Raw genomic sequence first — 17682 nt, 5'->3', positions numbered from 1 at the left:
CTCCTAGCTCGGAGAGGATACGCACCTATGGCCAAGCAGAACGTGTCGGAGCAGTTCGTCGACATTCTCGTCCGGGCGGGCGTCAAGCGCCTGTACGGCGTCGTCGGCGACAGCCTCAACCCGGTCGTCGACGCCATTCGCCGCAACGCGGCCATCGAGTGGATCCAGGTCAGACACGAGGAGACCGCCGCATTCGCCGCCGGCGCCGAGGCCCAGATCACCGGGACCCTGGCAGCCTGCGCGGGTTCCTGCGGCCCCGGCAATCTGCACCTCATCAACGGCCTCTACGACGCCCACCGCTCGATGGCCCCGGTCCTCGCCCTCGCCTCGCACATCCCTTCGAGCGAGATCGGTCTTGGCTACTTCCAGGAGACCCATCCGGAGCTGCTCTTCCAGGAGTGCAGCCACTACAACGAGATGATCTCCAACCCGCAGCAGATGCCCAGGCTGCTCCAGAGCGCTGTCCAGCACGCGATCGGACGCGGCGGGGTCAGCGTCGTCTCGATGCCGGGTGACATCGCCTCCCAGCCGGCGCCGGAGAAGTCGATCGAGCATGCCCTGGTCACCTCGCGGCCGACGGTACGGCCCGGCGACGAGGAGATCGAGAAGTTCCGCCGGATGGTCGACGCGGCGAAACGGGTGACGCTGTTCTGCGGCAGCGGCACGGCGGGCGCCCACGCCGAGGTCATGGAGTTCGCCGAGCGGGTGAAGGCCCCCGTCGGTCACGCGCTGCGCGGCAAGGAGTGGATCCAGTACGACAACCCGTACGACGTCGGCATGAGCGGACTGCTCGGCTACGGTGCCGCGTACGAGGCGACCAACGAGTGCGATCTGCTGATCCTGCTCGGCACCGACTTCCCGTACAACGCCTTCCTGCCCACCGATGTGAAGATCGTCCAGGTCGATGTGCGCCCCGAGAACCTGGGCCGCCGCTCCAAGCTGGATCTGGCGATCTGGGGTGATGTCCGTGAGACGCTGCGCTGTCTCACGCCCCAGGTGAAGGTCAAGACCGACCGCAAGTTCCTCGACCGGATGCTCAAGAAGCACGCCGACGCGCTGGAGGGTGTTGTCAAGGCGTACACCCGCAAGGTCGAGAAGCACATCCCGATCCACCCGGAGTACGTCGCCTCGGTGCTCGACGACCTCGCGGACGACGACGCGGTGTTCACCGTCGACACCGGCATGTGCAATGTGTGGGCGGCCCGCTATCTCACCCCCAACGGCAAGCGCCGGGTGATCGGTTCGTTCAGCCACGGCTCGATGGCCAACGCACTGCCGCAGGCGATCGGCGCCCAGTTCGTCGACCGGAGCCGGCAGGTCGTGTCGATGTCCGGCGACGGCGGATTCACCATGCTGATGGGCGACTTCCTCACCCTGGTCCAGTACAACCTTCCGGTGAAGGTGGTCCTGTTCAACAACTCCGCGCTCTCCATGGTCGAGTTGGAGATGCTGGTGGCGGGGCTGCCGTCGTTCGGTACGACCAACAAGAACCCGGACTTCGCGGCGATCGCCCGGGCGGCCGGGGCATACGGCGTACGGGTGGAGAATCCCAAGCAGCTTGCAGGCGCCCTCAAAGACGCCTTCAAGCACAAGGGACCGGCCCTGGTCGATGTTGTCACCGACCCCAACGCGCTCTCCATCCCACCGAAGATCAGCGCGGAGATGGTGACCGGCTTCGCGCTCTCCGCGAGCAAGATCGTGCTGGACGGCGGCGTGGGCCGGATGCTTCAGATGGCCCGCTCCAACCTGCGGAACGTGCCCCGCCCCTAGGGCCTCTCGTTCGGATCGTGCCGGGGGCGCGCGCCCTGGTGTCGGAACCGGCCTGATCCGGGAAAGGCCAGGTCCTGTCAGGCTCTCAGTGGCGGGGTGGACGCTCAGGCCGGGGTCAGACGCACCGTCAGGATCTGGAACGGCCGCAGCGCCAGTACGAGACCGTGCTCATCGGTTGTCGCCTCATGCAGGGGCCGTTCCAGCAGGTCGGTGATCTGGGCCCGCACGACGGGGAATCCGACCCGGAGTGTGGTCTGCGCCCGGCCGCCCGCCGACTCGTACAGCCGGACGACCACATCGCCGCTGCGGTCCTCCGCGAGCTTCACCGACTCCACGGTCACCGCCGGATGCCCGGTGGTGACCAGCGACGGCACGGCCGGGGCCACCGCCGCGCGCAGCGGCAGATTGAGCGCGAGCCCCTCGCGCACCGCGTCCGAGACCTCCGCCCCGGGCGCCAGCGCGTACCGGAACCGATGCGTGCCGAGGTCGGTCTCCGGATCCGGGCTGTGCGGGGCGCGCAGCAGCGTCAGCCGTACGGTCGTGGCGAGCCCCGACCCGTGCGGGGTCCGGGTCACGTCGTGCCCGTACGTGGAGTCGTTGAGCACCGCGATCCCGTATCCCGGCTCGGCGACCCGCAGCCAGCGGTGCGCACAGATCTCGAAACGCGCCGCGTCCCAGCCGGTGTTGTCGTGCGTTGCGCGGTGGACGTGCCCGAACTGGATCTCGGACGTGGACCGTTCGGCGTGCACATCGAGCGGGAACGCGGCCTTGAGGACTTTCTCCGACTCCTGCCAGTCCACCTCGGTGTCGATGTCGATCTGCCTGCTGTCCGCCGCCAGCCGGATCTCCTGCACGATTCGCGACGTTCCGAACGAGCGCACCACGCGCACGGCTGCCCGCAGCGGTCCCTCCTCGACCAGCTCGACCGAGTCGGCATCGGTCAGATCGGTGCGGGACCGGCGGTAGTGCCGGTCGATGTCCCAGGCGTCCCAGTGGTTGGGGTGGTCCGGGTGCAGCTGAAGGAGGTTGGCCCGGTGACCGGGGGCGAGGACCTCACGCCGTGCACCGAGGTCACGGACGGAGGCGATCAGCCCGTCGCGGTCGACGGTGAAGCGCAGCAGCCCGTTGTCGAGGACGAATCCGTCGTCCGACGTGCGGCCCGCCGTGACCTCGCGTTCGGGCACCGCCGACCCGTCGAGCAGTCCTGCGCCCAGTCCCGGCGCCTCGGCGAGCACCGCCGTGCGCCGGTCGGCCAGCTGCTGGACATGGGCGCCGGACGGCAGCACCGCGCTCGCCTCCGCGTCCAGCTCCAGCACCTGACGTCGGTCGTACGGGGAGGAGTTGAGCACCACCAGCCCCTCCGCGGCGCCGAGCGCGGTCACCGCATCGGCGACCAGGTCGGCCAGCTCCGCCCGCACCTGTTCGTAGGTGTCGCGGGCCTCGCGGTGCACCCAGGCGATCGACGAGCCGGGCAGAATGTCATGGAACTGATGCAGCAGGACCGTCTTCCACACCCGGTCCAGCGTCTCGTACGGATAGGCGTACCCGGGCGCCCGAAGCGCTGCCGTCGTCGCCCACAACTCGGCTTCCCGCAGCAGGTGTTCACTGCGGCGGTTGCCCTGCTTGGTCTTGGCCTGGGTGGTGTACGTCGCCCGGTGCAGCTCCAGATACAGCTCCCCGGACCAGACCGGGGCCTGCTCGGCGTACTCCTCCTCCGCCGCCGCGAAGAACGCCGACGGCTTCTCGATCGTGACCCGCGGAGAACCCTCCAGGTCACGGAGCCGGCGCGCCTTCTCCAGCATCTCGCGGGTCGGACCGCCGCCGCCGTCGCCCCAGCCGAACGGCACCAACGAGCGGGTCGCCCGCCCCTTGTCGGCGAAGTTCTTCTCCGCATGGGCGAGTTCACGGGCATGGAAGTGCGCGTTGTACGTGTCGACGGGCGGGAAATGGGTGAAGACCCTGGTCCCGTCGATGCCCTCCCACCAGAAGGTGTGGTGCGGCATCTTGTTGGTCTGGTTCCAGGACAGCTTCTGCGTCAGGAACCACTTCACCCCTGCCAGTTTCGCGAGTTGGGGGAATGCCGCCGTGTAGCCGAAGGAGTCCGGCAGCCAGATCTCCTCCGTCTCCACCCCCAGCTCCTGCTCGAAGAAGCGCTTTCCGTGCACGATCTGCCGCGCCAGCGCCTCACCGCCCGGCATATTGGCATCGGACTCCACCCACATCGAACCGACCGGCGCCCACTGCCCGTCCGCCACCGCCCGCTTGATCCGTTCCCAGATGAACGGCTGATGGTCACGCGCCCAGGCGTACTGCTGGGCCTGCGAACAGGCGAAGACCAGCTCCGGATAGTCCTGGGCGAGCGCGGTGACATTGGCGAACGTGCGCGAGGCCTTCCGTACCGTCTCGCGCAGCGGCCACAGCCACGCCGAGTCGATGTGTGCATGGCCGGCGGCCGAGATCCGGTGCGCGCTCGCCGACGCCGGGCGGGCGAGTGCCTCGGCGAGCTCGGCCCGGGCTCCGGACGCCGTGCCCGCCACATCATGCAGATCCAGTGCGTCGAGCATCCGCTCCAGCGCCCGCAGGATCTCGTGCCGACGTGACCGGTCGGCGGGCAGTTCATGCATCAGTTCCGACAACACCTCGATGTCCAGGACGAGATGCCAGACCTCCTCGTCCAGTACGGCGAGATCCGCGGAGGCGAACCGGTACAGGGGCTGGTCGCCCGCCGTGAGGACGTCCCCGAGCGGGGTCGGCGCGAAGCCGTGCTCCAGCACGGCCGGGTTGGCCGCCGCCTCCAGCAGCAAGGAGACCGGCTCACCGCCCGACGCCGCGGTCGCGACCGTCAGATGGCGATTGCGGGGGTGGATGCCCTTGAGCGGTACGCCCTCCGTGTCGTAGAGCATCCCCTCCGCCTGGAAGCCCGGCCCCTGACCGGAGAAACCGGGGTCGACGACCACCTCGACATGGCGCCCCGCCCACGCCTCGGGCACTGTGCCCTCCAGCCGGAACCAGCTGGTCGACCAGGGCCTGCCCCACTCCGTGCCGGTCCCGAACGGCTCGTACGTCCCCTTCAGCGCCTCCGTCACCGGCACCGGTTCGCCTGGGGCGTGCCACACGGTGAGGGTGAGCGGGGACCGGTCCGCGTACTGGGCGGGGCGGATGAATTGCTGGAGGGCGCGCTCCAGGCGGCCCTCCACCAGGGTGCGGTCGTCGTGCATCACGGCTCCTCGGGGTCGGCGGTCGCGGGGCGTTCCTGGCACCACTTCCCCGGTGACGCGGGGGGCACCCCTGACGGGCGATCGGCATACCGCGGTGGGCACCGGAGGGACCGAGCTCCGGTGCCCACCGCAGGCAGGTCTACCACTGGGTGACACCCGGCGCGTGGAAGCGCCACAGCCGGTCGGTGCTGTTCAGGTCCCGGTCCGGATACGGGCTGTCCCGGCTGCCGGAACCCTTGTACGTGTCGAGCGGCGGGGCGAGCGGCGTATTGACCCGAGGGCGGTACGGGTTCACCCCGCGCCTGCCCATCCGCCACGGGCGGTGGGGCGGACAAGGGCCGGTCCGGACCCGGTGGCGCGGGCAGCCGTGCCGGGAAGGGGGGCGCACGCGAGCACGGCTGCGTGATCGTCACCAGGGAGACCCTGACGGTCAGTTGAGCCGCAGCGTGCCCGGCGTGGTCCGTTCCTCGACGATCTGCACCAGCTGGTCGAAGAGGGTGGGACCGCGGCCGGCCAGCGCCTCGTCGAGGGCCCGTTGAAGGGCAGGCCTGTTGGTGGGGTGCGCGCGGCCGATCTGCTGTCGCAGCCGGCGTGCGGTCTCCTCGTGGCCCAGGGCCCGGGCGGAGAGCGCGTGATTGCGCCAGTCGATGACGAAGTCACCGTCGTCCGGCGTTCCCATGCCGCCGCTCAGACAGTCCGCGAAGGCGTCGAGGTTGCGGCCGAAGTAGCCGCCGGGCCCGTTCACCGCCTCGCCGATCACCTGCCAGAACCGATCCAGGCCGGTGACTTCGGAGCCCTCGATCACATAGGTCACGGTCATGGGCGCAGGGTAACTCCTCGGTGGTCCGGGGATCCGCGCCGCAGGTGGGGGGCTACGGCGCGGATCGGACCGGAGGGGTGGAGCGGACTTACGTGTGCGGGCCGCCGCGACTCAGCAGCCGTAGTCGACGAGATCGAACGTCGCGTAGTGGTCGGCGGTGTAGTAGTCCTCCTGGGACGCCTCGCCCGTCACGATCCGCCGCGCGCCGCGGGTCGGGGAGCCCGGGGTGATGACCGTGTACTCGTGGTAATAGCCGGTGCTCCGGCTGGGCAGCACGCCTTCACGGTTCTGGAAGACGACCCCGTCCTGCGAGTACGGGAAGGGGCCGCCCGCCTCGATCAGATCGAGGGTGTCGTGCGCCTGGGACGGCAGGTCCGAGTAGCAGATGCTGCCGACCGACGTGGCCGCGGCGGCGGCGGACGACGTGACCGGGCCGCCGACGAAGAGGACGGACAGGAGGGCGGCGACGCCACCGAGCATGGTGATCCGTGGGGGGATTCGCATGTCCACCATGATGACGCGCGTAGACATGGTCACGTCAACGTCAACGCGTGTGAATTTTTTGGAAGTTAACCGGACCGGCGCGAATGTAACAGTCGAGTGTCCGCGAATCCGGGGTGCGCCCGCCCCCTGTGCACATATTGATGAGTCGACAAGCGTGACAGCGCCTGTGCGGGGCATGCATCCCGGGAGGAAGTTCGACGAGAAGGGGGCGATCGACTGTGCACGCGGGGGAGACGATGGAGCGTCAGCACGATGTTCAGCTGCGCCGCAGACTGGCTCGCACCGACCTGTCGGCCGTGGCCGAAGTGCGGTGTGCGTTACGGGAGTTCCTGCGATATCGATGGCGGGAGGACTCGGCCGAAGTGGCGGAGCTCCTCCTCAGTGAACTGGTGACCAACGCGCTGGTCCACACGGATCACGGCGCGGTCGTCACTGTGAACGTGACGCCGGCGACGTTACGCGTCGAAGTCCGGGACTTCGTCACCGGACTGCCCATGTCGTACGTACCGAACGCCGACGACGGTACGCACGGCAGGGGATTGGTCCTGGTGCATGCTCTCGCGGACGCATGGGGGGTGACGGCGCACGCGCTGGGCAAGGTGGTCTGGTTCGAGCTGGAAGGTGAAGGGCGCACCTGAGCGACCCCGTCGTGACCTCGCCCGAACGGGTGGTTGCGCGGACGTCCATCCGTACAACCACCCGTGACACTCAGCCGAACTGCTGCTCCAGATCCTTGAGTTTCTGCTCCAGCGAGTCGAGCCGGGGCAGGGTCTGGGTGTCGTCCTCGGCGGTGAGATCGACGGTCCGCGGGTCACTCGTGCTCCGGTCCGAGGCGACCTTCGAGCTCGTGCCGTTCACGGCTTGCAGGGATGGCCGGGGGCGCAGAGGAAGCTGTCCGGGCTCCGCTATGGCGGGCTCCACGACGGACTGCGAGGAGCCCGTGGCCGGGGCGATGGACTGGACGTCGACCTGGGTGCCGCCCCGGGCCACCCGGCTCCAGGCGCGGTTCTGCCGGTTCAGCGCCTTGATGTGGGCCCGGTCCAGCTTCTCCTGGTCCTTCCTGCGGAGACGGTTCTGCTCCTTCTCCCGCCGGTCCTCGCGCACCTCGTCGACCGCCTCGTCCAGCGTGCGTACGCCTTCGAGGAGCATCAACGACCAGGCGCCGAAGGTCTCCCGGGGTGCGCGCAGCCACCGTACGATCCGGATCTGCGGCAACGGGCGGGGCACCAGGCCCTGTTCGCGCAGTGCCGCACGACGGGTCTGCTTCAGCGCCCGGTCGAAGAGCACCGCCGCCGAAAGTGACATCCCCGCGAAGAACTGAGGGGCGCCCGCGTGGTCGATGCCGCGCGGCGCGTGCACCCAGTTGAACCAGGCCGCCGCGCCGGCGAAGGTCCACACCAGCAGACGCGAGCCGAGCGCCGCGTCACCGTGACTGGCCTCGCGCACCGCGAGCACGGAACAGAACATCGCGGCCCCGTCGAGGCCGAACGGGACGAGGTACTCCCAGCCGCCGACGAGACCGAGGTTCTGCCGGCCGAAGCCGACCAGCCCATGAAAGGAGAGCGCGGCGGCGACCGCCGCGCAGCAGAACAGCAGTACGTACGAGGCGGTGGCGTAGAGCGCCTCCTTGCGTCTGCGGCGTTCCTCGCTGCGTTCCCAGCTGTCGTCGGCCGCGGACGAGTCGGTGGCGCGCTTCCCGCGCGCGACCATCGCCACCGCCGCCGTGACCCCCACGAGCAGCACGGCGCTCGGCAGGAACCAGTTCAGCGATATGTCGGTCAGTCTCATGCGCGGTCCCTTGCATCGCGTTAGGGGTTTCGGGCGCCATAGTGGCGGAATTCCCAACGGGCCCAGGGGGTTTCGGGGCAAGAGAACGCCATTGGGGCGGCGGGGCATACGGATAGGCGCATTCTTGTCGAACTACCCTACGCAGCAGGCGAGTTGCGTTCGAATTGCGCCACTCGTGCGAACGGTGCGCGTCAGGGGGTGGGCGTCAGTTTCCGCACCCGGTCGGTGTCGCACGTACGCGGACAGGTGACGCAGGTGTCCTCGGGCCGCAGCGTGTAGAAGAGGCAGCAGCTGGCGCGGTCGCGCGTCGGCAGCGACTCGCCCTTCGGTCCGGTCAGTTCACGGAAGCCCGCCGTGCCGACGTACGGCTTCGTGGCGCCGGGCAGGAGCGCCTCCAGCTCGGCCATTGCCCGCCGCTCCTCACCGAGCAGATGGGCGATGTACCAGAGGCCTTCGACGATCTCGTCCGTCGCCATGCCCCACAGCGCCCTCCTGCCGCGGCGCATCCGGGGCCCGAAGCCGTCGAGCACCGGGCCGAGGTGTTCGGCCACCGCCGCAAGCACCTCGGCCCGCAGGGCGGCCTCGTCCGCCACCACCCGGGCACCCGGAAGTGCGGCCGCCGGGTCGTCCGACAGGCACGCGAACTCCCTCACCCGTACGGTCAGATGGCCCAGGGCCCGCTGGAACGCGACGTCCTCGACGGGGATCCGCGGCACCCTGCGGTGCAGGAACCACGGCACGGTCACCAACAGGCAGGCGGGCCAGGCGTAGCGGTGCAGTCCGAAGCTGGCGACCACGTCGGGGCGGGCCTGCTGTCCGTAGTCCCGCAGCACCTGCGCGTTGTCCCAGGCGAGAAACGTGTCCAGGGCCGCGCCGCCGGCCGCGAGTTCGTCCGCACCCACCCAGCCGGCGCCGGAAGGGGTCGCCTCGCCGTCCCCGAGGACCTCGGCACGCAGTCCGGGGAAGACCTCGGTCAGGCGGGCGTACGCGTCCGCCACGGCGGACAGCGGGGTGCCGGGGAGCAGGGTGGGGAGGGTCATGCAGGGACCACCGAATCGCGATCGTTTGCAGGTAAGCCTTACCTTACCCGAACTGATCGGTGTTTGAACTGCGGCCTCGTCCGTTTATGGTGCACAACGGGCATGGCGCACGCGAGCCGGCCCACGGCCGGCCGAGGAGGTCCGAATGGAGCAGGGCGGAGCGCGTGAGCAGGCGCGGGCGCCGTACACGTCCGCCGCGTCCTCGTCCGCGACCACGTCGCCGTCGGTACCGCCCGTCCGGATGCCGGAACAGGCGCGCGGCAATCAGCCATGTGCCGAGCCGGTGCGTGGCGAGCACACCCACAGCGAGCCGCCCGCGCCCCGCGTCGTGGTGCAGCGGCACTCCGTGCGCGGCCAGATCCTGGACGCCCTGCGCGCCGCTCTCGTCGACGGCGAGCTGCTGCCCGGGCAGGTCTACTCCGCCCCGGTGCTCGGCGCCCGCTTCGGCGTGTCGGCGACGCCGGTCCGTGAGGCGATGCAGCAGCTGGCCATCGAGGGCGCCGTCGAGGTCGTGCCGAACCGCGGCTTCCGGGTCGCCGAGCGCGGCCCGCAGGAGCTCGCCGAGCTGGCCGAGGTGCGCGCCCTGATCGAGGTGCCCGTCATGCTGCGGCTGGCCCGCACCGTGGAGCAGGTCCGCTGGGCCGCCCTGCGCCCGCTGGCCGAGGCCACCGTCGCGGCCGCCGCGGTCGGCGACCGGGCGAGCTACGCCGAGTCCGACCGCGCCTTCCACCGTGCGGTCCTCACACTCTCCGGCAACCAGCAGCTCGTGATGGTTGCCGACGATCTGCACCGGCGCTCCCAGTGGCCACTGGAGAACAACCCGGCCACGCGCCGCGCCGATCTGCTCGCCGACGCCGCGGAGCACACCGCGTTGCTCGACGCGCTGATCGCCCAGGATCTCGCCGTCGTGCAGTCGCTCGTACGCGAACACTTCGCGGGCGCGGACCGCTGACACCGCGGTTGGGGCTGCCGTCACCTCCAGGGACCGCTGTGGCTACCCTGTGCCTCTCATCACATGATCGTTCTTGAGGGGGCGGGATGGTACGGAACCGGCGGCCGTGGGCGGTGTCCGGGCTGGTGGTGGCGGTGCTGGGACTGGCGCCGGCAGCGGCGGGCTGTTCGCACGACTCCGAGTCCGGGACGTCCACCAGGAAGCCTTCCGGGACTTCGACGGCCACGACGCCGTCGGCGAGCACGAGGCCCGGCCGCACACCTTCTGCGCCCGCCGGGCCTTCGCCGACGCGCACCGCACCTTCGGCTTCCGCTCCGGTCGCGGTCTCCGTGCCGCCGACGAGGAGGCCCGCACCGCCGAAGTCGCCGGTGACGCCGCCCCGGCGCGACAGCAGCGGGCAGGACGGAAAGCCCGCCGCCGCGGTGCCGCAGAACCCGAACCGTGGCACGAACCCGCCGCCCGCGCCGCCACGTCCGACGCCAACCCCCGAGTGGAGCGACGCGGGATGGCAGCCCGGTGATCCGGTCGAGGACCGTACCTGACGGTCCTCCACGGCGGCCCCATGCTCACGGCCTCCCCCGGCCGTCAGCTCGCCTCGGCCGTTCCGGGGGCCGGTGGCTCCAGGTGAGGGGCCAGCCAGGTCGGTACGCCGCCCAGGAGGCGGAAGAGGCGCCCCGCCTCGGCGCGCAGCCGCGCCGCCGCTTCCGGTTCCGGTTCGGTGTCCGCCAGAGCGATGAGCGCCGGGGCCGTGCCGACCAGATAGCCCAGCTCCTCCCTTATCCGCAGCGACTCGGCGAACCCGTGCCGGGCCTCGGCCAGTTCGCCCTCGCGCAGCGACAGCAGCGCCAGGTGACGCCAGGTCGAGGAGAGCAGCAGCTCGTCGCCCTGGGCCGTCGCGCCGGCGTGCGCCCTGCGGTACGCGGCACGGGCGGCCTGCGGCGAGTCGGCGATGTTCTGCGCGATCAGGCCGCGGCGGAAGTCGAGCAGCGGGCGGCCGGGGGCCGCGGGGGAGAGGAGAGCGGCGGACCGGCTCAGCGCGACCCGGGCCTCGTCGGCCCGGTCCCGTACCCCGAGAAGGGTCGACGCGTATGCCAGATGGCCGCGTTCGCAGGCAGCGGCGCCGCGCTCGGCGTCGTCGTGGGCGAGGGCCTCGGCGGTGCGCAGGGCGTCCTCGGCGTCGGTCCAGCCGTCGCCGGTGTACAGACAGCGTTCGGTCAGCAGAGCCGTCCGCTGAAGTGCCGCGGCCGGATCGGTCGTGGCGTCGCGTTCGAGCAGAGCGGCGGCGTCCGCCCAGCAGGCGCGTGACCGCAGCCGCCATACCGCTGTCTGGAGCGGCGGATCGTCATCTGCTGTCGTTCCGGAACCAGACATGGCGGTATGCGCCACATTGCCCTCCCCGAGCGCGCCATTGAGCTGTTGAGGACCTGTCCTCGAACCGGGGCCCGACCCGGGTTCGAAGACAGGCACTGAGTCTGGCGGCATCTCAGCACGGAATGGCACGCCGGGCCAAGGGGTCAGGTGAATGAATTCACAATCGGCCGGTCGTGGGGAGGGCTGTGGTAGACGCGTGGAGTCAGCTCATACGCAGGGCGAGGAAGAAATCGAGCTTGTCCTCGAGGCGCGAAAGGTCACGCCCCGTCAACTGCTCGATTCGCCCGACCCGGTAGCGCAAGGTGTTGACGTGCAGATGCAGCCGGGCCGCGCAGCGGGTCCAGGAACCGTCGCAGTCCAGGAACGCTTCCAGGGTCGGGATCAGTTCGGCCCGGTGGCGCCGGTCGTAGTCGCGCAGCGGATCGAGCAGCCGTGCGGTGAACGCGCGGCGCACATCGTCCGGGACGAACGGCAGCAGCAGGACGTGCGAGGCCAGCTCGTGGTGGCCGGCCGCGCAGACCCGGCCCGGACGGGCCGCCGCCACCCGGCGGGCGTGCCGGGCCTCCTCCAGGGCGCCGCGCAGCCCCTCGGGGGAGTGCACGGCGGCGCTGACACCCAGTGTCAGACGGCCGTCGTCGGCGAGGCCTGCGGAGAGCGGTTCACGGACTGCGGCGAGCAGCGCGTCGGCGTGCAGTGCCGGGTCGTCCTTGGCGCCGGCCGCGGCGTCCCCGGCGTCCGGGGTATCGGCGTCCGCGAGCTCCGGCACCGGTGCGGTGACGGCAGGCAGCGGTACGAGGGCGATCGCCTCGTCGCCCGTGTGCGCGACCGCGATCCGGTCGGCGGAGTCGGGGCCGGTGACCGCCGGGTCGACCAGGATCTCCTCCAGCAGCGCCTGGGCGGCGGGGCCGCCCGCGATGCCGGCTGTGCCCGCGCCGCCCGTGGAGCCCGGCGTGCCCTCCACGTCCCAGTCGACCCGGGCCACGACGACCTGCCAGTGCGGGGCGGTGCCGAGACCGGGCAGCAGGACCGGGGCGGCGACCCGCAGCCTGGCCGCGATCTCGGTGGGCGCGGCACCCGTCTGGACCAGCTCCAGGACCTCCTGGGCGAGCCTGCGGCGTACCGTGCGGGCCGCGTCGCGACGGTCCCGTTCGACCGCGATCAGCTGGGTGACTCCCTGGAGCAGATCCAGCCGGGCGGCCGGCCAGTCGCTCGCGTCGGCCTCCACCGCGAGCAGCCAGTCGGAGAGGACCGACTCGCGGACATCGCGGGACGCGGGGGCGGCGCCCCTGCCGGTGTTCCGGATCGGGAACAGCGAATAAGTGGTGCCGTCGACCGTGGCCCGGTGCGGGCCCCGGCGGCCGGTGCGGGTGGCGGCCAGATGCCGGCCGGCCAGCACCGCGCCGACCGGGCCGGGCAGCGGCGCACCGGCGCCCGCGATCTGCCGGCCGGTGGGGGAGAGCACCCAGGCGTGCAGGTCCAGGTCCGAGCCGAGCAGATCGAGGACCACCTCCGGGCCGCCGCCGGCCGGACCCGAGGTCATCAGCCTGCGGTGCCGGTCCACGACCGCCGCCAGGTCACCCGCCCGCTCGCCGGACACCTGGCGCACCACATGCTCGGTGATCGTTGCGAACGCGACGGTCTCATGGACGGCGAAGAGGGGCAGCCGGTGCCGCGCGCACGCCTCGATCAGATCGTCGGGGATGTTGCCGAGCTCCGCCTCGCCGGCCGCGAGTCCGGCGACCCCGGCGCCCGTCAGGATCCGCACGAACGGCTCCGAGTCCGCCGCGTCCCGGCGCCACGCCAGGCCCGTCAGGACGAGCTCCCCGCCGGCCAGGTAGCGGCTCGGGTCCCGCAGGTCGGTGGTCATGACGCCGCGGACGGACCGGTCGAGCTCGTCCTCGCCACCGAGCAGCCGCAGGCCCAGCGCATCGGTTTCCAGCAGTGCGCGCAGCCGCATCTCGTTGCCGCCGATCTCTTTCGTTGGTGCGGGTGAAAACTGGGTATTGCGGTGAGGTTACTGATCCCCGCCATTCGTTCGAATCTACAAGACGAGGACGGCGACCAGCCAACTCCTTCATGGTTTCGGTGACTGCACCGCGTGGAGTCCCGGTTGTGTACTGGGCCACACACCGCGTTAACAGCACATGAACAAGCCAATCGAGGGCCGGCCGTCCCCAGCCCCAGCGAACGACCCGAATGAGAAGAAGAGAGCCACTCATGGACTTCCTTCGCCCCGCCAGCTGGGAGGAGGCGCTCGCCGCCAAGGCCGAGCACCCGACGGCCGTGCCCATTGCGGGCGGCACCGATGTGATGGTCGAGATCAACTTCGACCACCGGCGGCCCGAGTACCTCCTGGACCTGAACCGCATCGGTGAGCTGTCCGAGTGGGAGGTGGGCCAGGAGAACGTGCGGCTCGGCGCCTCCGTGCCGTACAGCCACATCATGGAGCACCTGCGGGCCGAGCTGCCCGGTCTGGCGCTCGCCTCGCACACCGTCGCATCCCCGCAGATCCGCAACCGCGGCGGCGTCGGCGGCAACCTGGGTACCGCGTCGCCCGCCGGTGACGCCCACCCGGCCCTGCTCGCCGCGGGCGCCGAGGTCGAGGCCGAGTCCGTACGCGGAACCCGGATGATCCCGATCGACGCCTTCTACACCGGGGTCAAGCGCAACGCCCTCGAACCGGATGAGCTGATCCGGGCCGTGCACATCAAGAAGGCCGACGGGCCGCAGCAGTACTCCAAGGTCGGCACCCGCAACGCGATGGTCATCGCCGTGTGCGCCTTCGGCCTGGCCCTGCACCCGGAGACCCGCACGGTCCGTACCGGCATCGGCTCCGCCGCCCCGACACCCGTCCGGGCGAAGGCGGCCGAGGAATTTCTGAACGCCGCGCTCGAAGAGGGCGGGTTCTGGGACAGCCGCACGATCATCACACCGTCCATCGCCGCGCAGTTCGCCACGCTCGCCGCCGGTGCCTGCAACCCGATCGACGATGTGCGCGGCACCGCGAGCTACCGCCGGCACGCGGTGGGGATCATGGCCCGCCGCACCCTCGGCTGGACCTGGGAGTCGTACCGCGGCAACGGCCGCAGCACCGAAGGAGCTGCCTGATCATGCGCGTCAATTTCACGGTCAACGGCCGTCAGCAGGAGGCCGACGACGTCTGGGAGGGCGAGTCCCTTCTCTACGTGCTGCGCGAGCGGATGGGCCTGCCCGGCTCCAAGAACGCCTGCGAGCAGGGCGAATGCGGCTCCTGCACGGTCCGCCTGGACGGCGTCCCGGTCTGTTCCTGTCTGGTCGCCGCAGGTCAGGTGGAGGGCCGCGAGGTCGTCACCGTGGAGGGCCTCGCCGACTTCGCCGCCCACCGCTCCGAGGCGCACCCCGGCAGTGGCTGCGCCTCCGGCGCGTGCGGGACCACGCTCGACCAGGCCCGCCGGTGGGAGGCCGGACCGAGCGGTGAGCAGCCCCGGGACACCGGTGAACTCTCCCCGATCCAGCAGGCGTTCATCGACGCGGGCGCCGTCCAGTGCGGCTTCTGCACCCCCGGTCTGCTGGTCGCCGCCGATGAGCTGCTGGAGCGCAACCCGGAGCCGTCCGACGCGGACATCCGCGAGGCGCTTTCCGGCAACCTCTGCCGCTGCACCGGCTACGAGAAGATCCTCGACGCGGTCCGCCTCGCGGCCGCCCGCGCGGAAGAAACGGTCTGACGATGGGCGTTACCGGCTCCCCCACCAACATTCACCAGGGCACCCGCACCAGGGGCGGCATCGGCGAGTCCACGCTCCGCCCCGACGGCATCCTGAAGGTCACCGGCGAGTTCGCGTACTCCTCGGACATGTGGCACGAGGACATGCTCTGGGGCCACACGCTGCGCTCCACGGTCGCGCACGCCGAGATCGTCTCGATCGACACCTCCGAGGCGCTCGCCACCCCCGGCGTCCATGCCGTGCTCACCTACGACGACCTGCCGACCTCGGTGAAGAACTACGGCCTGGAGATCCAGGACACCCCCGTTCTCGCCCACGGCAAGGCCCGTCACCACGGCGAACCGGTGGCGCTCGTCGCCGCCGACCATCCGGAGACGGCCCGCCGCGCCGCCGCGAAGATCAGGATCGACTACCGCGAGCTGCCCGTCATCACCGACGAGGCCTCCGCCACCGCACCCGACGCGATCCTCGTCCACGAGGGCCGGAGCGACCACCACGCCGGGCACGTCCCGCACCCGAACATCGTCCACCGCCAGCCCATCGTCCGCGGTGACGCGGACGCCGCCGCGGCCCGCGCCGATGTGATCGTCAGCGGCGAGTACGTCTTCGGCATGCAGGACCAGGCCTTCCTCGGTCCCGAGTCCGGCCTGGCGGTCCCCGCAGAGGACGGCGGTGTCGATCTGTACGTCGCCACGCAGTGGCTGCACTCCGACCTCCGCCAGATCGCCCCCGTCCTCGGCCTGCCCGAGGACAAGGTCCGCATGACGCTCTCCGGCGTCGGCGGCGCCTTCGGCGGCCGCGAGGACCTGTCGATGCAGATCCACGCCTGCCTGCTGGCGCTCCGTACCGGCAAGCCGGTCAAGATCGTCTACAACCGGTTCGAGTCCTTCTTCGGACACGTCCACCGCCACCCCGCGAAGCTCTGGTACGAGCACGGCGCGACCCGCGACGGCAAACTCACCCACATGAAGTGCCGCATCGTGCTGGACGGCGGCGCCTACGCCTCCGCCTCCCCGGCCGTCGTCGGCAACGCCTCCTCGCTCTCCGTCGGCCCGTACGTGATCGACGACGTCGACATCGAAGCGATCGCGCTCTACACCAACAACCCGCCGTGCGGCGCCATGCGCGGCTTCGGCGCGGTCCAGGCGTGCTTCGCGTACGAGGCGCAGATGGACAAGCTGGCCGCCGAACTGGGCATGGATCCAGTCGAGTTCAGGCAGCTCAATGCCATGGAGCAGGGCACCCTCCTGCCGACCGGACAGGTCGTCGACTCACCGGCCCCGGTCGCCGAGCTGCTGCGCCGGGTCAAGGCCCGGCCGCTGCCGCCCGAGCGCCAGTGGGAGGTCGCCGGCGAGCAGGCCGACGTACGGGCGCTGCCCGGAGGTCTGTCCAACACCACCCACGGCGAAGGCGTCGTACGCGGCATCGGCTACGCGGTCGGCCTCAAGAACGTCGGCTTCTCCGAGGGCTTCGACGACTACTCGACCGCCCGGGTCCGCATGGAGATCGTCGGCGGCGAACCGGTCGTCACCGTGCACACCGCGATGGCGGAGGTCGGGCAGGGCGGCGTCACCGTCCACGCCCAGATCGCCCGCACCGAGCTCGGCGTCGCCCAGGTCACCATCCACCCGGCCGACACCCAGGTCGGCTCGGCCGGATCCACCTCGGCCTCCCGGCAGACATACGTCACCGGTGGCGCCGTGAAGCACTCCTGCGAGGCCGTCCGCGAGAAGGTCCTGGAGATCGGCCGCCGCAAGTTCGGTACGTACCACCCCGCCTGGGCCACCGCCGAGCTGCTCCTCGAGGACGGCAAGGTCGTCACCGACGGCGGCGAGGTGCTGGCCGATCTGGCCGACGTACTGGAGGACGAGGCGGTCGACATCGAGCTGGAGTGGCGCCACCGGCCCACCGAGGCGTTCGACCTGCGCACCGGCCAGGGCAACGGCCACGTCCAGTACTCCTTCGCCGCGCACCGCGCGGTCGTCGAGGTCGACACCGAACTCGGCCTGGTCAAGGTCATCGAACTGGCCTGCGCCCAGGACGTCGGCAAGGCCCTCAATCCGCTGTCCGTCGAAGGACAGATCCAGGGCGGCACCACCCAGGGGCTGGGTGTCGCCGTCATGGAGGAGATCATCGTCGACCCGAAGACCGCGAAGGTGCGCAACCCGTCCTTCACGGACTACCTGATCCCCACCATCCTCGACACGCCGACCATCCCCGTCGATGTGCTCGAACTCGCCGACGACCATGCCCCGTACGGGCTCCGTGGCATCGGCGAGGCCCCGACCCTGTCGTCGACCCCGGCCGTCCTCGCGGCGATCCGGAACGCGACGGGTCTGGAGCTGAACAGGACGCCGGTGCGCCCCGAGCACCTCACCGGTACCTGACCGACAGCTCCCGCCGGACTCTCCGGGCGGTGCGTGCCTCCCAGGAACGTCACACGTCCGCCGCCCGCACCACCCGGAGACCTCGGTACCGCACCGCTCGCGGTCCTCGGCGCCACCGAGCGGTATCG

General features: G+C 70.9%; 15 protein-coding genes. 7 read left to right on the top strand and 8 right to left on the bottom strand.

The annotated features are described in order from the left end of the window. The first annotated feature begins 27 nt into the window (after positions 1–27). Positions 28–1770: a pyruvate dehydrogenase gene (locus tag OG972_RS09305; protein ID WP_266980004.1), complete on the top strand. Its 1743-nt coding sequence runs from the start codon at positions 28–30 to the stop codon at positions 1768–1770. 104 nt (positions 1771–1874) lie between these two features. Here the strand turns inward: OG972_RS09305 and OG972_RS09300 are convergent, their stop codons facing one another. From OG972_RS09300 to OG972_RS09285, 4 genes are all read right to left on the bottom strand, one after another. After that, entirely contained in the window at positions 1875–4988 is a 3114-nt protein-coding gene (locus OG972_RS09300; RefSeq protein WP_266980002.1) for a glycoside hydrolase family 38 C-terminal domain-containing protein, read from the bottom strand. 139 nt (positions 4989–5127) lie between these two features. Beyond that, a complete protein-coding gene (locus tag OG972_RS09295) occupies positions 5128–5283 on the bottom strand; it encodes a hypothetical protein (RefSeq protein ID WP_266980000.1) in 156 nt (51 codons plus the stop codon). Between the two features lie 135 nt (positions 5284–5418). Continuing rightward, positions 5419–5808, bottom strand: a complete 390-nt coding sequence (locus OG972_RS09290) for a barstar family protein (protein ID WP_266979998.1) — start codon at positions 5806–5808, stop codon at positions 5419–5421. A gap of 111 nt (positions 5809–5919) precedes the next feature. After that, positions 5920–6312: a ribonuclease gene (locus OG972_RS09285; protein WP_266979996.1), complete on the bottom strand. Its 393-nt coding sequence runs from the start codon at positions 6310–6312 to the stop codon at positions 5920–5922. Positions 6313–6548: 236 nt separating this feature from the next. Between OG972_RS09285 and OG972_RS09280 the strand changes: the two genes are divergently transcribed. After that, a complete protein-coding gene (locus OG972_RS09280; RefSeq protein ID WP_266979994.1) occupies positions 6549–6950 on the top strand; it encodes an ATP-binding protein in 402 nt (133 codons plus the stop codon). 70 nt (positions 6951–7020) lie between these two features. Here OG972_RS09280 and OG972_RS09275 read toward each other — a convergent pair whose 3' ends face one another. Then, positions 7021–8100 carry a DUF2637 domain-containing protein gene (locus tag OG972_RS09275; RefSeq protein WP_266979992.1) on the bottom strand — a complete coding sequence of 360 codons (1080 nt, stop codon included), beginning with the start codon at positions 8098–8100 and terminating at the stop codon, positions 7021–7023. Positions 8101–8291: 191 nt separating this feature from the next. Further along, on the bottom strand, positions 8292–9140 hold the full coding sequence (locus tag OG972_RS09270) for a (2Fe-2S)-binding protein (protein WP_266979990.1): 849 nt from the start codon (positions 9138–9140) through the stop codon (positions 8292–8294). Between the two features lie 145 nt (positions 9141–9285). On the opposite strand from OG972_RS09270, the gene OG972_RS09265 reads away from it, so the two are divergent. Continuing rightward, a complete protein-coding gene (locus OG972_RS09265) occupies positions 9286–10092 on the top strand; it encodes a GntR family transcriptional regulator (RefSeq protein ID WP_266979988.1) in 807 nt (268 codons plus the stop codon). Between the two features lie 106 nt (positions 10093–10198). Further along, on the top strand, positions 10199–10612 hold the full coding sequence (locus OG972_RS09260) for a hypothetical protein (RefSeq protein ID WP_266979986.1): 414 nt from the start codon (positions 10199–10201) through the stop codon (positions 10610–10612). 65 nt (positions 10613–10677) lie between these two features. Here the strand turns inward: OG972_RS09260 and OG972_RS09255 are convergent, their stop codons facing one another. Both OG972_RS09255 and OG972_RS09250 read right to left on the bottom strand, forming a co-directional pair. Then, complete coding sequence (locus tag OG972_RS09255; RefSeq protein ID WP_266979984.1) at positions 10678–11463, bottom strand: hypothetical protein; 786 nt, start codon at positions 11461–11463, stop codon at positions 10678–10680. A 202-nt stretch (positions 11464–11665) separates the two neighbouring features. Next, positions 11666–13420, bottom strand: a complete 1755-nt coding sequence (locus OG972_RS09250; RefSeq protein WP_266979982.1) for a PucR family transcriptional regulator — start codon at positions 13418–13420, stop codon at positions 11666–11668. Positions 13421–13680: 260 nt separating this feature from the next. Here OG972_RS09250 and OG972_RS09245 point away from each other — a divergent pair, with 260 nt between their 5' ends. From OG972_RS09245 to pucD, 3 genes are read left to right on the top strand one after another with little or no spacing between them, the layout of a single operon-like run. Further along, positions 13681–14571 carry a xanthine dehydrogenase family protein subunit M gene (locus OG972_RS09245; protein WP_266979980.1) on the top strand — a complete coding sequence of 297 codons (891 nt, stop codon included), beginning with the start codon at positions 13681–13683 and terminating at the stop codon, positions 14569–14571. Between the two features lie 2 nt (positions 14572–14573). Then, positions 14574–15167, top strand: coding sequence for a (2Fe-2S)-binding protein (locus tag OG972_RS09240; RefSeq protein WP_266979978.1), 594 nt, complete (start codon positions 14574–14576; stop codon positions 15165–15167). Positions 15168–15169: 2 nt separating this feature from the next. After that, positions 15170–17554, top strand: a complete 2385-nt coding sequence (pucD, locus tag OG972_RS09235) for a xanthine dehydrogenase subunit D (RefSeq protein ID WP_266979977.1) — start codon at positions 15170–15172, stop codon at positions 17552–17554. Positions 17555–17682: the final 128 nt, after the last annotated feature.

The sequence above is a fragment of the Streptomyces sp. NBC_01669 genome (genome assembly GCF_026339735.1).
GTDB classification, from domain to species: domain Bacteria; phylum Actinomycetota; class Actinomycetes; order Streptomycetales; family Streptomycetaceae; genus Streptomyces; species Streptomyces yanii.
Note: the sequence above shows the minus strand (reverse complement) of the source record. Positions and strands in the feature narration are given on the sequence as shown.

Excerpts from the sequence above, each read along its gene's own strand:
- OG972_RS09265 (WP_266979988.1), top strand. The coding sequence starts at position 9,286 with ATGGAGCAGGGCGGAGCGCGTGAGCAGGCGCGGGCGCCGTACACGTCC.
- OG972_RS09285 (WP_266979996.1), bottom strand. The coding sequence starts at position 6,312 with ATGCGAATCCCCCCACGGATCACCATGCTCGGTGGCGTCGCCGCCCTC.
- OG972_RS09300 (WP_266980002.1), bottom strand. The coding sequence starts at position 4,988 with ATGCACGACGACCGCACCCTGGTGGAGGGCCGCCTGGAGCGCGCCCTC.
- OG972_RS09245 (WP_266979980.1), top strand. The coding sequence starts at position 13,681 with ATGGACTTCCTTCGCCCCGCCAGCTGGGAGGAGGCGCTCGCCGCCAAG.
- OG972_RS09270 (WP_266979990.1), bottom strand. The coding sequence starts at position 9,140 with ATGACCCTCCCCACCCTGCTCCCCGGCACCCCGCTGTCCGCCGTGGCG.
- OG972_RS09280 (WP_266979994.1), top strand. The coding sequence starts at position 6,549 with ATGGAGCGTCAGCACGATGTTCAGCTGCGCCGCAGACTGGCTCGCACC.
- OG972_RS09250 (WP_266979982.1), bottom strand. The coding sequence starts at position 13,420 with ATGCGGCTGCGCGCACTGCTGGAAACCGATGCGCTGGGCCTGCGGCTG.
- OG972_RS09240 (WP_266979978.1), top strand. The coding sequence starts at position 14,574 with ATGCGCGTCAATTTCACGGTCAACGGCCGTCAGCAGGAGGCCGACGAC.
- OG972_RS09305 (WP_266980004.1), top strand. The coding sequence starts at position 28 with ATGGCCAAGCAGAACGTGTCGGAGCAGTTCGTCGACATTCTCGTCCGG.
- OG972_RS09275 (WP_266979992.1), bottom strand. The coding sequence starts at position 8,100 with ATGAGACTGACCGACATATCGCTGAACTGGTTCCTGCCGAGCGCCGTG.
- OG972_RS09290 (WP_266979998.1), bottom strand. The coding sequence starts at position 5,808 with ATGACCGTGACCTATGTGATCGAGGGCTCCGAAGTCACCGGCCTGGAT.
- pucD (WP_266979977.1), top strand. The coding sequence starts at position 15,170 with ATGGGCGTTACCGGCTCCCCCACCAACATTCACCAGGGCACCCGCACC.
- OG972_RS09255 (WP_266979984.1), bottom strand. The coding sequence starts at position 11,463 with ATGTCTGGTTCCGGAACGACAGCAGATGACGATCCGCCGCTCCAGACA.